Raw genomic sequence first — 13,472 nt, forward strand, 5'->3', positions numbered from 1 at the left:
AGCCGTGTCTAAAGAAAAATTTGAACGTACAAAACCGCACGTTAACGTCGGCACCATCGGCCACGTTGACCACGGTAAAACTACCCTGACCGCTGCAATCACTACCGTACTGGCTAAAACCTACGGCGGTGCTGCTCGTGCATTCGACCAGATCGATAACGCGCCGGAAGAAAAAGCTCGTGGTATCACCATCAACACTTCTCACGTTGAATATGACACCCCGACTCGCCACTACGCACACGTAGACTGCCCGGGCCACGCCGACTATGTTAAAAACATGATCACCGGTGCTGCGCAGATGGACGGCGCGATCCTGGTTGTTGCTGCGACTGACGGCCCGATGCCGCAGACTCGTGAGCACATCCTGCTGGGTCGTCAGGTAGGTGTTCCGTACATCATCGTGTTCCTGAATAAATGCGACATGGTTGATGACGAAGAGCTGCTGGAACTGGTAGAAATGGAAGTTCGTGAACTTCTGTCTCAGTACGATTTCCCGGGCGACGACACTCCGATCGTTCGTGGTTCTGCTCTGAAAGCGCTGGAAGGCGAAGCAGAGTGGGAAGCGAAAATCATCGAACTGGCTGGCTTCCTGGATTCTTACATCCCAGAACCAGAGCGTGCGATTGACAAGCCGTTCCTGCTGCCTATCGAAGACGTATTCTCCATCTCCGGTCGTGGTACCGTTGTTACCGGTCGTGTAGAGCGCGGTATCATCAAAGTTGGTGAAGAAGTTGAAATCGTTGGTATCAAAGAGACTGCTAAGTCTACCTGTACTGGCGTTGAAATGTTCCGCAAACTGCTGGACGAAGGCCGTGCTGGTGAGAACGTTGGTGTTCTGCTGCGTGGTATCAAGCGTGAAGAAATCGAACGTGGTCAGGTACTGGCTAAGCCGGGCTCTATCAAGCCGCACACCAAGTTCGAATCTGAAGTGTACATTCTGTCCAAAGACGAAGGCGGCCGTCATACTCCGTTCTTCAAAGGCTACCGTCCGCAGTTCTACTTCCGTACTACTGACGTGACTGGTACCATCGAACTGCCGGAAGGCGTAGAGATGGTAATGCCGGGCGACAACATCAAAATGGTTGTTACCCTGATCCACCCAATCGCGATGGACGACGGTCTGCGTTTCGCAATCCGTGAAGGCGGCCGTACTGTTGGTGCGGGCGTTGTTGCCAAAGTAATGAGCTAATTATTGATTAATTAGCTTTGAGCTTAAAAAGGGCGCTTCGGCGCCCTTTTTGCTACCTGCAATTTAGTCGTTGTCATATTTATTCGCATTTTTTATTCATTCTCCCGCCGTGTAAATCGCGTTGTGCTATTGTAATCATAACTATTCTCATTTACACTTTGCGCAGAAATTGAACGGGAGCGATCATGTACGTTTGTTTGTGTAATGCGATAAGTGATAAAAAAATACGTCAGGCTGTTCGCCAGTTTCATCCTCAGTCCTTTCAGCAATTACGTAAATTTATTCCTGTTGGAAATCAATGCGGTAAATGCATTCGTGCTGCCCGCGAGGTCATGCAGGATGAATTAACACAAATGCCAGAATTTAAAGAGATCGCCTAAGTCACACTCTTTTTTTTGACATCCCTGTAGCCCCATCTACGCTCTAAGAGTGGAAGCGGAGGGACTATAAAATGAAAGGTGATGTTAAAATCATAAATTATCTCAATAAACTATTGGGAAATGAGCTTGTCGCGATCAACCAGTATTTTCTCCATGCTCGTATGTTTAAAAACTGGGGACTGACTCGCCTCAATGATGTTGAGTACCATGAATCTATCGATGAGATGAAACACGCTGATAAATATATCGAGCGTATTTTATTCTTAGAAGGGATCCCGAACTTGCAGGATCTTGGCAAGTTGGGTATTGGCGAAGACGTTGAAGAGATGCTGCAATCCGATCTTCGACTCGAACTCGATGGTGCTAAAGACTTGCGTGAAGCCATTGCCTATGCCGATAGCGTTCATGATTATGTCAGCCGGGATATGATGATTGAGATTCTGACTGAAGAAGAAGGGCATATTGACTGGCTCGAAACCGAGCTGGACCTGATTGCAAAACTTGGCTTACAAAATTATCTGCAATCGCAAATTAAAGTCAGTGACTAACCGCCCAGTATCATACTTACCAGGCCAATAACAAAACCCGCAGCCGCCAGATATGGCCCAAATGGCAGCGGGTTTTTTAGTACCTGTTTCCCGTAACGGACGCAGGAAATCCCGGTGAGGCAACATGCCATACCCGCGGCAAGTAAAACCAAAAGTGGTAATGATTCCCAGCGATGCCATGCGCCTAGTGCGGCAAGAAATTTGACATCGCCAAAGCCTAACCCTTCCTGTCGGCATATCAAACGATATCCCCAGTAGAACAAAGCAAATACCCCATAACCCGCTACAGCACCCCAAAGCGCGTCGGATAACTGTTCAGGTCTGCAGCATTGATGATAAATAAGACCGCCCCACAAAAGAGGGCAGGTAAATTTGTCGGGCAGCAACCCGGTACGTAGGTCGTGGACTAAGAGCAACCCTGATAGCGAAACATAAATCAACAGAAAGGGGAGGTCGATGTACATGGGCAAGCCTTATCTGGTAAAGAGTTTACCTTCAGGTAAACCTGGCGGCCCTACAAGCCCGGGATGTGGGTTATGGATGCTCTCTTCCACGGAAAACGCGTTGCACCGCAGGACATACAATCAGAGTGGAAGGAGCGCCGCATTTGTGAACGAGTGATTAATTTCTACGCGGCACTTGCTTAAGACTGAGATTTACGTATAATGCGCGGGCTTGTCTAATATTGACAGCGGTTCGATATGAGCCACCGGTACTGCGAAAGCAATACCAGACAATGTTCCCAATCGGGGAACTCTGTAAGAACGGTTACACTCTCCCATCAATCGTAATGGGTTTGAGGAGTAACTATTTCGTCTATAAAATAATTGGAGCTCTGGTCTCATGCAGAACCAAAGAATCCGTATCCGTTTGAAAGCGTTTGATCATCGTCTGATCGATCAATCAACCGCGGAAATCGTCGAGACTGCCAAGCGCACTGGTGCGCAGGTTCGTGGTCCGATCCCGCTGCCGACCCGCAAAGAGCGTTTCACCGTTCTGATCTCCCCGCACGTCAACAAAGACGCGCGTGATCAGTACGAGATCCGTACTCACAAGCGTCTGGTTGACATCGTTGAGCCAACTGAAAAAACCGTTGATGCTCTGATGCGTCTGGACCTGGCTGCCGGTGTAGACGTGCAGATCAGCCTGGGTTAATCAGGTCATCGAGCGATTGAGAGGTTGATACAATGATTGGTTTAGTCGGTAAAAAAGTGGGTATGACCCGCATCTTCACTGAAGATGGCGTATCTATCCCAGTAACCGTTATCGAAGTTGAAGCAAACCGCGTTACTCAGGTTAAAGATCTGGCTAACGATGGCTATCGCGCTGTTCAGGTTACCACCGGTGCTAAAAAAGCTAACCGCGTAACTAAGCCGGAAGCTGGCCACTTTGCTAAAGCTGGCGTAGAAGCTGGCCGCGGCCTGTGGGAGTTCCGTCTGGCAGATGGTGAAGAATACACCGTTGGTCAGAACATTAGCGTTGAACTGTTTGCTGACGTTAAAAAAGTTGACGTAACCGGTACCTCTAAAGGTAAAGGTTTCGCTGGTACCGTTAAGCGCTGGAACTTCCGTACCCAGGACGCTACTCACGGTAACTCCTTGTCTCACCGCGTTCCGGGTTCTATCGGTCAGAACCAGACTCCGGGCAAAGTGTTCAAAGGCAAGAAAATGGCAGGTCAGCTGGGCAACGAACGTGTAACCGTTCAGAGCCTGGACGTAGTACGTGTTGACGCTGAGCGCAACCTGCTGCTGGTTAAAGGTGGTGTTCCGGGTGCGACCGGTTGCGACCTGATCGTTAAACCAGCTGTGAAGGCGTAAGGGGATAGCAATGGAATTAGTATTGAAAGACGCGCAGAGCGCGCTGACTGTTTCCGAAACTACCTTCGGTCGTGATTTCAACGAAGCGCTGGTTCACCAGGTTGTTGTTGCTTATGCAGCTGGTGCTCGTCAGGGTACTCGTGCTCAGAAGACTCGTGCTGAAGTAACTGGTTCAGGCAAAAAGCCGTGGCGCCAGAAAGGTACCGGCCGTGCGCGTTCAGGTTCTATCAAGAGCCCGATCTGGCGTTCAGGTGGCGTGACCTTCGCTGCTCGTCCACAGGACCACAGTCAAAAAGTTAACAAAAAGATGTACCGCGGCGCGCTGAAAAGCATTCTGTCCGAACTGGTACGTCAGGATCGTCTGATCGTTGTCGAATCATTCTCTGTAGAAGCGCCTAAAACTAAGCTGCTGGCACAGAAACTGAAAGACATGGCTCTGGAAGATGTGCTGATCATCACCGGTGAGCTGGACGAAAACCTGTTCCTGGCTGCGCGCAACCTGCACAAGGTTGACGTACGCGATGCAACTGGTATCGACCCGGTTAGCCTGATCGCCTTCGACAAAGTCGTAATGACTGCTGATGCTGTTAAGCAAGTTGAGGAGATGCTGGCATGATTCGTGAAGAACGTCTGCTGAAAGTGCTGCGCGCACCGCACGTTTCTGAAAAAGCGTCTACTGCGATGGAAAAAACTAACACCATCGTTCTCAAAGTTGCTAAAGACGCGACCAAAGCAGAAATCAAAGCTGCTGTGCAGAAACTGTTTGAAGTCGAAGTCGAAGTCGTTAACACCCTGGTAGTTAAAGGGAAAGTTAAACGTCACGGACAGCGTATCGGTCGTCGTAGCGACTGGAAAAAAGCTTACGTCACCCTGAAGGAAGGCCAGAATCTGGACTTCGTCGGCGGCGCTGAGTAAGTCGGAGGAGTAATACAATGGCAGTTGTTAAATGTAAACCGACATCTCCGGGTCGTCGCCACGTTGTTAAAGTGGTCAACCCAGAGCTGCACAAGGGCAAACCTTTTGCTCCGCTGGTTGAAAAAAACAGCAAATCCGGTGGTCGTAACAACAATGGCCGCATCACCACTCGTCACATCGGTGGTGGTCACAAGCAGGCTTATCGTATTGTTGACTTCAAACGCAACAAAGACGGTATCCCGGCAGTTGTTGAACGTCTTGAGTACGATCCGAACCGCTCCGCGAACATCGCGCTGGTTCTGTACAAAGACGGTGAACGCCGTTACATCCTGGCCCCTAAAGGCCTGAAAGCTGGCGACCAGATTCAGTCTGGCGTTGATGCTGCAATCAAAGCAGGTAACACCCTGCCGATGCGCAATATCCCGGTTGGTTCTACCGTTCATAACGTAGAAATGAAACCAGGTAAAGGCGGTCAGCTGGCACGTTCCGCTGGTACTTACGTTCAGATCGTTGCTCGTGATGGTGCTTATGTCACCCTGCGTCTGCGTTCTGGTGAAATGCGTAAAGTCGAAGCAGACTGCCGTGCAACTCTGGGCGAAGTTGGCAATGCTGAGCATATGCTGCGCGTTCTGGGTAAAGCAGGTGCTGCACGCTGGCGTGGTGTTCGTCCTACCGTTCGCGGTACTGCGATGAACCCAGTCGACCACCCACATGGTGGTGGTGAAGGTCGTAACTTTGGTAAGCACCCGGTAACTCCGTGGGGCGTTCAGACCAAAGGTAAGAAGACCCGCAGCAACAAGCGTACTGATAAATTCATCGTACGTCGCCGTAGCAAATAATTTTAGAGGATAAGCCATGCCACGTTCTCTCAAGAAAGGTCCTTTTATTGACCTGCACTTGCTGAAGAAGGTAGAGAAAGCGGTGGAAAGCGGAGACAAGAAGCCCCTGCGCACTTGGTCCCGTCGTTCAACGATCTTTCCTAACATGATCGGTTTGACCATCGCTGTCCATAATGGTCGTCAGCACGTTCCGGTATTTGTTTCCGACGAAATGGTCGGTCACAAACTGGGTGAATTCGCACCGACTCGTACTTATCGCGGCCACGCTGCTGATAAAAAAGCGAAGAAGAAATAAGGTAGGAGGAAGAGATGGAAACTTTAGCTCAACATCGCCATGCTCGTTCTTCTGCTCAGAAGGTTCGCCTTGTTGCAGACCTGATTCGCGGTAAGAAAGTGTCGCAGGCTCTGGATATTCTGACCTACACCAATAAGAAAGCGGCTGTACTGGTTAAGAAAGTCCTGGAATCTGCCATTGCTAACGCTGAACACAACGATGGCGCTGACATTGACGATCTGAAAGTTACGAAAATTTTCGTAGACGAAGGCCCGAGCATGAAGCGCATTATGCCGCGTGCAAAAGGTCGTGCAGATCGCATCCTGAAGCGCACCAGCCACATTACTGTGGTTGTGTCCGATCGCTGAGACTCTGGAGACTAGCAATGGGTCAGAAAGTACATCCTAATGGTATTCGCCTGGGTATTGTAAAACCATGGAACTCAACCTGGTTTGCGAACACCAAAGAATTCGCTGACAACCTGGACAGCGATTTTAAAGTACGTCAGTACCTGACTAAGGAACTGGCTAAAGCGTCTGTATCTCGTATCGTTATCGAGCGTCCGGCTAAGAGCATCCGTGTGACCATTCACACCGCTCGCCCGGGTATCGTTATCGGTAAGAAAGGCGAAGACGTAGAAAAACTGCGCAAAGTCGTAGCGGATATTGCTGGCGTTCCTGCTCAGATCAATATCGCCGAAGTGCGTAAGCCTGAACTGGACGCAAAATTGGTTGCTGACAGCATCACTTCTCAGCTGGAACGTCGTGTTATGTTCCGTCGTGCTATGAAGCGTGCTGTACAGAACGCAATGCGTCTGGGCGCTAAAGGTATCAAAGTTGAAGTTAGCGGCCGTCTGGGCGGCGCGGAAATCGCACGTACCGAATGGTACCGCGAAGGTCGCGTACCTCTGCACACTCTGCGTGCTGACATCGACTACAACACCTCTGAAGCGCACACCACTTACGGTGTAATCGGCGTTAAAGTGTGGATCTTCAAAGGCGAGATCCTGGGTGGTATGGCTGCTGTTGAACAACCGGAAAAACCGGCTGCGCAACCTAAAAAGCAGCAGCGTAAAGGCCGTAAATAAGGAGCGTCGCTGATGTTACAACCAAAGCGTACAAAATTCCGTAAAATGCACAAAGGCCGTAACCGCGGTCTGGCTGCTGGCGCGGATGTTAGCTTCGGCAGCTTCGGTCTGAAAGCTGTTGGCCGTGGTCGTCTGACTGCCCGTCAGATCGAAGCAGCACGTCGTGCTATGACCCGTGCAGTTAAGCGTCAAGGTAAGATCTGGATCCGTGTATTCCCGGACAAACCGATCACTGAAAAGCCGCTGGCAGTGCGTATGGGTAAAGGTAAAGGTAACGTGGAGTATTGGGTTGCCTTGATTCAGCCGGGTAAAGTCCTGTATGAAATGGACGGCGTACCGGAAGAGCTGGCCCGTGAAGCATTCAAGCTGGCAGCAGCGAAACTGCCGATTAAAACCACCTTTGTAACTAAGACGGTGATGTAATGAAAGCAAAAGAGCTGCGTGAGAAGAGTGTTGAAGAGCTGAACACCGAGCTGCTGAATCTGCTGCGTGAGCAGTTCAACCTGCGTATGCAGGCTGCAAGTGGCCAGCTGCAACAGTCTCACCTGTTGAAGCAAGTGCGTCGTGACGTCGCACGCGTTAAGACTTTACTGACTGAGAAGGCGGGTGCGTAATGACCGATAAAATCCGTACTCTGCAAGGTCGCGTTGTTAGCGATAAAATGGAGAAATCCATCGTTGTTGCTATCGAACGTTTTGTGAAACACCCGATCTACGGTAAATTCATTAAGCGTACGACCAAACTGCACGTACATGACGAGAACAACGAATGCGGTACTGGTGACGTGGTTGAAATCCGCGAATGCCGTCCGCTGTCCAAGACTAAGTCCTGGACGCTGGTTCGCGTTGTAGAGAAAGCCGTTCTGTAATACAGTAGGCATTCTCAACGAATAAACGGCTCAGCGATGAGCCGTTTATTTTTTCTACCCATATCGTTGAAGCGGTGTTATAATGCCGCGCCCCCGATATGGGGCTTTTTTAACGACCTGATTTTCGGGTCTCAGTAGTAGTTGACATTAGCGGAGCACTAAAATGATCCAAGAACAGACTATGCTGAACGTCGCCGACAACTCCGGTGCACGTCGCGTAATGTGTATCAAGGTTCTGGGTGGCTCGCACCGTCGCTACGCAGGCGTCGGCGATATCATCAAGATCACCATCAAGGAAGCAATTCCGCGTGGTAAGGTCAAAAAAGGTGATGTGCTGAAGGCGGTAGTGGTGCGCACCAAGAAGGGTGTTCGTCGCCCGGACGGTTCTGTCATTCGCTTCGATGGTAATGCATGCGTTATTTTAAACAATAACAGCGAGCAACCTATCGGTACGCGTATTTTTGGGCCGGTAACTCGTGAACTTCGTAACGAGAAGTTCATGAAAATTATCTCTCTGGCACCAGAAGTACTCTAAGGAGCGAATCATGGCAGCGAAGATCCGTCGTGATGACGAAGTTATCGTGTTAACCGGTAAAGATAAAGGTAAACGCGGTAAAGTTAAGAATGTCCTGTCTTCCGGCAAGGTCATTGTTGAAGGTATCAACCTGGTTAAGAAACATCAGAAGCCGGTTCCGGCCCTGAACCAACCAGGCGGCATCGTAGAGAAAGAAGCAGCTATTCAGATCTCTAACCTTGCTATCTTCAACGCGGCAACCGGCAAGGCTGACCGTGTAGGCTTTAGATTCGAAGACGGCAAAAAAGTCCGTTTCTTCAAATCTAACAGCGAAACTATCAAGTAATTTGGAGTAGTACGATGGCGAAACTGCATGATTACTACAAAGACGAAGTAGTCGCTAAACTCATGACTGAGTTTAACTACAATTCTGTCATGCAAGTCCCTCGGGTCGAGAAGATCACCCTGAACATGGGTGTTGGTGAAGCGATCGCTGACAAGAAACTGCTGGATAACGCAGCAGCTGACCTGACAGCAATCTCCGGTCAAAAACCGCTGATCACCAAAGCACGCAAATCAGTTGCAGGCTTCAAAATCCGTCAGGGCTATCCGATCGGCTGTAAAGTAACTCTGCGTGGCGAACGCATGTGGGAGTTCTTTGAGCGCCTGATCACTATTGCTGTTCCACGTATCCGTGACTTCCGTGGCTTGTCCGCTAAGTCTTTCGACGGTCGTGGTAACTACAGCATGGGTGTCCGTGAGCAGATCATCTTCCCAGAAATCGACTACGATAAAGTCGACCGCGTGCGTGGTTTGGATATTACCATTACCACTACTGCGAAATCTGATGAAGAAGGCCGTGCTCTGCTGGCTGCCTTTGACTTCCCGTTCCGCAAGTAAGGTAGGGTTACTGAATGGCTAAGCAATCAATGAAAGCACGCGAAGTAAAGCGCGTAGCTTTAGCTGATAAGTACTTCGCAAAACGCGCTGAACTGAAAGCTATTATCTCTGATGTGAACGCGACCGACGAAGATCGTTGGAACGCAGTTCTCAAGCTGCAGTCTCTGCCGCGTGATTCCAGCCCGTCCCGTCAGCGTAACCGCTGCCGTCAAACAGGTCGTCCGCATGGCTATGTGGGCAAGTTCGGGTTGAGCCGTATCAAACTGCGTGAAGCCGCCATGCGCGGTGAAGTACCAGGCTTGAAAAAGGCTAGCTGGTAATTACCAATTGAATCACGGGAGTAAAGACAGATGAGCATGCAAGATCCGATCGCGGATATGCTGACCCGTATCCGTAACGGTCAGGCCGCGAATAAAGCTGCGGTCACCATGCCTTCCTCCAAGCTGAAAGTGGCAATTGCCAACGTGCTGAAGGAAGAAGGTTTTATTGAAGATTTTAAAGTTGAAGGCGACACCAAGCCGGAACTGGAACTTACTCTCAAGTATTTCCAGGGTAAAGCTGTTGTAGAAAGCATTCAGCGTGTCAGTCGCCCAGGTCTGCGCATTTATAAGCGTAAAGACGAGCTGCCGAAAGTTATGGCTGGCATGGGTATCGCAGTTGTTTCTACCTCTAAAGGTGTTATGACTGATCGTGCAGCGCGCCAGGCTGGTCTTGGTGGCGAAATTATCTGCTACGTAGCCTAATCGGAGGAAAAAATGTCTCGTGTTGCTAAAGCACCGGTCGTTATTCCTGCCGGCGTTGATGTAAAAATCAACGGTCAGGTTATTACGATCAAAGGTAAAAACGGCGAGCTGACTCGTACTCTCAACGATGCTGTTGCAGTAAATCATGCAGATAATGCACTGACCTTCGGTCCGCGTGATGGTTACGCAGATGGATGGGCTCAGGCTGGTACCGCGCGTGCCCTGCTGAATGCAATGGTTGTCGGTGTTACCGAAGGCTTCACTAAGAAGCTTCAGCTGGTTGGTGTAGGTTATCGTGCAGCGGTTAAAGGGAATGTAGTAAACCTGGCTTTAGGTTTCTCTCACCCAGTTGACCATCAGCTGCCTGCGGGAATCACTGCAGAATGTCCGTCTCAGACTGAAATCGTGCTGAAAGGCGCTGATAAACAGCTGATCGGCCAGGTTGCAGCAGATCTGCGCGCCTACCGTCGTCCTGAGCCTTATAAAGGCAAGGGTGTTCGTTACGCCGACGAAGTCGTGCGTACCAAAGAGGCTAAGAAGAAGTAAGGTAACACTATGGATAAGAAATCTGCTCGTATCCGTCGTGCGACCCGCGCACGCCGCAAGCTCCAGGAGCTGGGTGCAACTCGCCTGGTGGTACATCGTACCCCGCGTCATATTTACGCACAGGTAATTGCACCGAACGGTTCTGAAGTTCTGGTAGCTGCTTCTACTGTAGAAAAAGCTATCGCTGAACAATTGAAGTACACCGGTAACAAAGACGCTGCTGCAGCTGTAGGTAAAGCTGTTGCTGAACGCGCTCTGGAAAAAGGCATCAAAGATGTTTCTTTTGACCGTTCCGGGTTCCAATATCATGGTCGTGTCCAGGCACTGGCAGATGCTGCCCGTGAAGCTGGCCTTCAGTTCTAAGGTAGAGGTGTAAGATGGCTCACATCGAAAAACAAGCTGGCGAACTGCAGGAAAAGCTGATCGCGGTTAACCGCGTATCTAAAACCGTTAAAGGTGGTCGTATTTTCTCCTTCACAGCTCTGACTGTAGTTGGTGATGGTAACGGTCGCGTTGGTTTTGGTTACGGTAAAGCGCGTGAAGTTCCAGCAGCGATCCAGAAAGCGATGGAAAAAGCCCGTCGCAATATGATTAACGTCGCGCTGAATCACGGCACCCTGCAGCACCCGGTTAAGGGTACTCACACGGGTTCTCGTGTATTCATGCAGCCGGCTTCCGAAGGTACCGGTATCATCGCCGGTGGTGCAATGCGCGCCGTTCTGGAAGTCGCTGGAGTTCGTAACGTTCTGGCTAAAGCGTATGGTTCTACTAACCCGATTAACGTGGTTCGTGCAACTATCGATGGCTTGGAAAATATGAAATCTCCGGAAATGGTCGCTGCCAAGCGTGGTAAATCCGTTGAAGAAATTCTGGGGAAATAAACCATGGCAAAGACTATTAAAATTACTCAAACCCGCAGTGCAATCGGTCGTCTGCCGAAACACAAGGCAACGCTGCTTGGCCTGGGTCTGCGTCGTATTGGTCACACCGTAGAGCGCGAGGATACTCCTGCTGTTCGTGGTATGGTCAACGCGGTTTCCTTCATGGTTAAAGTTGAGGAGTAAGAGATGCGTTTAAATACTCTGTCTCCGGCCGAAGGCTCTAAAAAAGCGGCTCGCCGCCTGGGTCGTGGTATCGGTTCTGGCCTCGGTAAAACCGGTGGTCGTGGTCACAAAGGTCAGAAGTCTCGTTCTGGCGGTGGCGTACGTCGCGGTTTCGAGGGTGGTCAGATGCCTCTGTACCGTCGTCTGCCGAAATTCGGCTTCACTTCACGTAAAGCAGCGATTACAGCCGAAGTTCGTCTGTCTGACCTGGCTAAAGTTGAAGGCGGTGTTGTAGACCTGAACACGCTGAAAGCAGCTAACATTATCGGTATCCAGATCGAGTTCGCGAAAGTGATCCTGGCTGGTGAAGTCACTACTCCGGTAACTGTTCGTGGCCTGCGTGTTACTAAAGGCGCTCGTGCTGCTATCGAAGCTGCTGGCGGTAAAATCGAGGAATAAGTAGCAGATGGCTAAACAACCGGGATTAGATTTTCAAAGTGCCAAAGGTGGCTTAGGCGAGCTGAAACGCAGACTGCTGTTTGTAATCGGCGCGCTGATTGTGTTCCGTATTGGCTCTTTCATTCCGATCCCTGGTATTGATGCCGCTGTACTTGCCAAACTGCTTGAGCAACAGCGAGGCACCATCATTGAAATGTTTAACATGTTCTCTGGTGGTGCTCTCAGCCGTGCTTCTATCTTTGCTCTGGGGATCATGCCGTATATTTCGGCGTCGATCATTATCCAGCTGCTGACGGTGGTTCATCCAACGCTGGCAGAAATTAAGAAAGAAGGGGAGTCTGGTCGTCGTAAGATCAGCCAGTACACCCGCTACGGTACTCTGGTGCTGGCAATATTCCAGTCGATCGGTATTGCTACCGGTCTGCCGAATATGCCTGGTATGCAGGGCCTGGTGATGAACCCAGGCTTTGCATTCTATTTCACCGCTGTTGTAAGTCTGGTTACAGGGACGATGTTCCTGATGTGGTTGGGCGAACAGATTACTGAACGTGGTATCGGCAACGGTATCTCAATCATTATCTTCGCCGGTATTGTCGCGGGACTCCCGCCAGCCATTGCCCATACTATCGAGCAAGCGCGTCAAGGCGACCTGCACTTCCTCGTGTTGCTGTTGGTTGCAGTATTAGTATTCGCAGTGACGTTCTTTGTTGTATTTGTTGAGCGTGGTCAACGCCGTATTGTGGTAAACTACGCGAAACGTCAGCAAGGTCGTCGTGTCTATGCTGCACAGAGCACACATTTACCGCTGAAAGTGAATATGGCGGGGGTAATCCCGGCAATCTTCGCTTCCAGTATTATTCTGTTCCCGGCGACCATCGCGTCATGGTTCGGGGGCGGGACTGGTTGGAACTGGCTGACAACAATTTCGCTGTATTTGCAGCCTGGGCAACCGCTTTATGTGTTACTCTATGCGTCTGCAATCATATTCTTCTGTTTCTTCTACACGGCGTTGGTTTTCAACCCGCGTGAAACAGCAGATAACCTGAAGAAGTCCGGTGCATTTGTACCAGGAATTCGTCCGGGAGAGCAAACGGCGAAGTATATCGATAAAGTAATGACCCGCCTGACTTTGGTTGGTGCGCTCTACATTACCTTTATCTGCCTGATCCCGGAGTTCATGCGTGATGCAATGAAAGTACCGTTCTACTTCGGTGGGACCTCACTGCTTATCGTTGTTGTCGTGATTATGGACTTTATGGCTCAAGTGCAAACTCTGATGATGTCAAGTCAGTACGAGTCTGCATTGAAGAAGGCGAATCTGAAAGGCTACGGCCGTTAACAGTCGCCCGA

At 50.2% G+C, this 13,472-nt stretch carries 26 protein-coding genes; 25 read left to right on the forward strand and 1 reads right to left on the reverse strand.

Annotated features, from left to right (window positions below):
- Positions 1 to 4 precede the first annotated feature (4 nt).
- From tuf to bfr, 3 genes are all read left to right on the forward strand, one after another.
- On the forward strand, positions 5 to 1,189 hold the full coding sequence (gene tuf, locus IB222_RS01905) for an elongation factor Tu (protein ID WP_003031109.1): 1,185 nt from the start codon (positions 5 to 7) through the stop codon (positions 1,187 to 1,189).
- Between the two features lie 185 nt (positions 1,190 to 1,374).
- Positions 1,375 to 1,569 carry a bacterioferritin-associated ferredoxin gene (gene bfd, locus IB222_RS01910; protein ID WP_003031111.1) on the forward strand — a complete coding sequence of 65 codons (195 nt, stop codon included), beginning with the start codon at positions 1,375 to 1,377 and terminating at the stop codon, positions 1,567 to 1,569.
- Between the two features lie 71 nt (positions 1,570 to 1,640).
- The gene (gene bfr, locus IB222_RS01915; protein ID WP_003827773.1) at positions 1,641 to 2,117 is read left to right on the forward strand and encodes a bacterioferritin; all 477 of its coding nucleotides are present in this window, start codon (positions 1,641 to 1,643) and stop codon (positions 2,115 to 2,117) included.
- On the opposite strand, the gene IB222_RS01920 is transcribed toward bfr, so the two are convergent.
- Entirely contained in the window at positions 2,114 to 2,581 is a 468-nt protein-coding gene (locus tag IB222_RS01920) for an A24 family peptidase (protein WP_126317314.1), read from the reverse strand. The two genes, bfr and IB222_RS01920, sit on opposite strands and share 4 nt — an antisense overlap.
- A 379-nt stretch (positions 2,582 to 2,960) precedes the next feature.
- Between IB222_RS01920 and rpsJ the strand changes: the two genes are divergently transcribed.
- From rpsJ to secY, 22 genes are all read left to right on the forward strand, one after another.
- Positions 2,961 to 3,272 (forward strand): 30S ribosomal protein S10, encoded by a 312-nt coding sequence (gene rpsJ, locus IB222_RS01925; protein WP_001181005.1) that lies wholly within the window; start codon positions 2,961 to 2,963, stop codon positions 3,270 to 3,272.
- Positions 3,273 to 3,304: 32 nt separating this feature from the next.
- Entirely contained in the window at positions 3,305 to 3,934 is a 630-nt protein-coding gene (rplC, locus tag IB222_RS01930) for a 50S ribosomal protein L3 (protein ID WP_003031117.1), read from the forward strand.
- 10 nt (positions 3,935 to 3,944) lie between these two features.
- Positions 3,945 to 4,550, forward strand: a complete 606-nt coding sequence (rplD, locus tag IB222_RS01935) for a 50S ribosomal protein L4 (RefSeq protein ID WP_003031119.1) — start codon at positions 3,945 to 3,947, stop codon at positions 4,548 to 4,550.
- A complete protein-coding gene (gene rplW, locus IB222_RS01940; protein WP_000617546.1) occupies positions 4,547 to 4,849 on the forward strand; it encodes a 50S ribosomal protein L23 in 303 nt (100 codons plus the stop codon). The genes rplD and rplW overlap by 4 nt, the downstream gene beginning before the upstream one ends.
- 17 nt (positions 4,850 to 4,866) lie before the next feature.
- Entirely contained in the window at positions 4,867 to 5,688 is an 822-nt protein-coding gene (rplB, locus tag IB222_RS01945; RefSeq protein WP_000301869.1) for a 50S ribosomal protein L2, read from the forward strand.
- 16 nt (positions 5,689 to 5,704) lie between these two features.
- Positions 5,705 to 5,983, forward strand: coding sequence for a 30S ribosomal protein S19 (rpsS, locus tag IB222_RS01950; protein WP_001138115.1), 279 nt, complete (start codon positions 5,705 to 5,707; stop codon positions 5,981 to 5,983).
- 14 nt (positions 5,984 to 5,997) lie between these two features.
- Entirely contained in the window at positions 5,998 to 6,330 is a 333-nt protein-coding gene (rplV, locus tag IB222_RS01955) for a 50S ribosomal protein L22 (protein ID WP_000448832.1), read from the forward strand.
- Positions 6,331 to 6,347: 17 nt separating this feature from the next.
- Positions 6,348 to 7,049 carry a 30S ribosomal protein S3 gene (gene rpsC, locus IB222_RS01960; protein ID WP_000529945.1) on the forward strand — a complete coding sequence of 234 codons (702 nt, stop codon included), beginning with the start codon at positions 6,348 to 6,350 and terminating at the stop codon, positions 7,047 to 7,049.
- 12 nt (positions 7,050 to 7,061) lie between these two features.
- Positions 7,062 to 7,472, forward strand: coding sequence for a 50S ribosomal protein L16 (gene rplP / locus IB222_RS01965; RefSeq protein ID WP_000941208.1), 411 nt, complete (start codon positions 7,062 to 7,064; stop codon positions 7,470 to 7,472).
- On the forward strand, positions 7,472 to 7,663 hold the full coding sequence (rpmC, locus tag IB222_RS01970; protein WP_000644742.1) for a 50S ribosomal protein L29: 192 nt from the start codon (positions 7,472 to 7,474) through the stop codon (positions 7,661 to 7,663). Before rplP ends, rpmC begins: the two co-directional genes overlap by 1 nt.
- Positions 7,663 to 7,917: a 30S ribosomal protein S17 gene (gene rpsQ, locus IB222_RS01975; RefSeq protein WP_003031120.1), complete on the forward strand. Its 255-nt coding sequence runs from the start codon at positions 7,663 to 7,665 to the stop codon at positions 7,915 to 7,917. The genes rpmC and rpsQ overlap by 1 nt, the downstream gene beginning before the upstream one ends.
- A 163-nt stretch (positions 7,918 to 8,080) precedes the next feature.
- A complete protein-coding gene (gene rplN / locus IB222_RS01980; RefSeq protein ID WP_000613954.1) occupies positions 8,081 to 8,452 on the forward strand; it encodes a 50S ribosomal protein L14 in 372 nt (123 codons plus the stop codon).
- Positions 8,453 to 8,462: 10 nt separating this feature from the next.
- Positions 8,463 to 8,777: a 50S ribosomal protein L24 gene (rplX, locus tag IB222_RS01985; protein WP_003031122.1), complete on the forward strand. Its 315-nt coding sequence runs from the start codon at positions 8,463 to 8,465 to the stop codon at positions 8,775 to 8,777.
- Positions 8,778 to 8,791: 14 nt separating this feature from the next.
- Positions 8,792 to 9,331: a 50S ribosomal protein L5 gene (gene rplE / locus IB222_RS01990; RefSeq protein ID WP_003031123.1), complete on the forward strand. Its 540-nt coding sequence runs from the start codon at positions 8,792 to 8,794 to the stop codon at positions 9,329 to 9,331.
- 14 nt (positions 9,332 to 9,345) lie between these two features.
- On the forward strand, positions 9,346 to 9,651 hold the full coding sequence (gene rpsN / locus IB222_RS01995) for a 30S ribosomal protein S14 (protein ID WP_003031125.1): 306 nt from the start codon (positions 9,346 to 9,348) through the stop codon (positions 9,649 to 9,651).
- A 30-nt stretch (positions 9,652 to 9,681) separates the two neighbouring features.
- The gene (gene rpsH / locus IB222_RS02000; protein WP_003031127.1) at positions 9,682 to 10,074 is read left to right on the forward strand and encodes a 30S ribosomal protein S8; all 393 of its coding nucleotides are present in this window, start codon (positions 9,682 to 9,684) and stop codon (positions 10,072 to 10,074) included.
- A gap of 12 nt (positions 10,075 to 10,086) precedes the next feature.
- Positions 10,087 to 10,620 carry a 50S ribosomal protein L6 gene (gene rplF / locus IB222_RS02005; RefSeq protein WP_003031129.1) on the forward strand — a complete coding sequence of 178 codons (534 nt, stop codon included), beginning with the start codon at positions 10,087 to 10,089 and terminating at the stop codon, positions 10,618 to 10,620.
- Between the two features lie 9 nt (positions 10,621 to 10,629).
- Complete coding sequence (gene rplR / locus IB222_RS02010) at positions 10,630 to 10,983, forward strand: 50S ribosomal protein L18 (RefSeq protein ID WP_000358960.1); 354 nt, start codon at positions 10,630 to 10,632, stop codon at positions 10,981 to 10,983.
- A 14-nt stretch (positions 10,984 to 10,997) separates the two neighbouring features.
- Positions 10,998 to 11,501 (forward strand): 30S ribosomal protein S5, encoded by a 504-nt coding sequence (gene rpsE / locus IB222_RS02015; protein WP_003031131.1) that lies wholly within the window; start codon positions 10,998 to 11,000, stop codon positions 11,499 to 11,501.
- Between the two features lie 3 nt (positions 11,502 to 11,504).
- Entirely contained in the window at positions 11,505 to 11,684 is a 180-nt protein-coding gene (rpmD, locus tag IB222_RS02020) for a 50S ribosomal protein L30 (RefSeq protein ID WP_001140434.1), read from the forward strand.
- Between the two features lie 3 nt (positions 11,685 to 11,687).
- Positions 11,688 to 12,122: a 50S ribosomal protein L15 gene (gene rplO, locus IB222_RS02025; protein ID WP_003031132.1), complete on the forward strand. Its 435-nt coding sequence runs from the start codon at positions 11,688 to 11,690 to the stop codon at positions 12,120 to 12,122.
- 7 nt (positions 12,123 to 12,129) lie between these two features.
- Entirely contained in the window at positions 12,130 to 13,461 is a 1,332-nt protein-coding gene (gene secY / locus IB222_RS02030) for a preprotein translocase subunit SecY (protein WP_001118864.1), read from the forward strand.
- Positions 13,462 to 13,472: the final 11 nt, after the last annotated feature.

This window comes from Citrobacter sp. C13 (genome assembly GCF_014596815.2).
Taxonomy (GTDB): domain Bacteria; phylum Pseudomonadota; class Gammaproteobacteria; order Enterobacterales; family Enterobacteriaceae; genus Citrobacter; species Citrobacter portucalensis.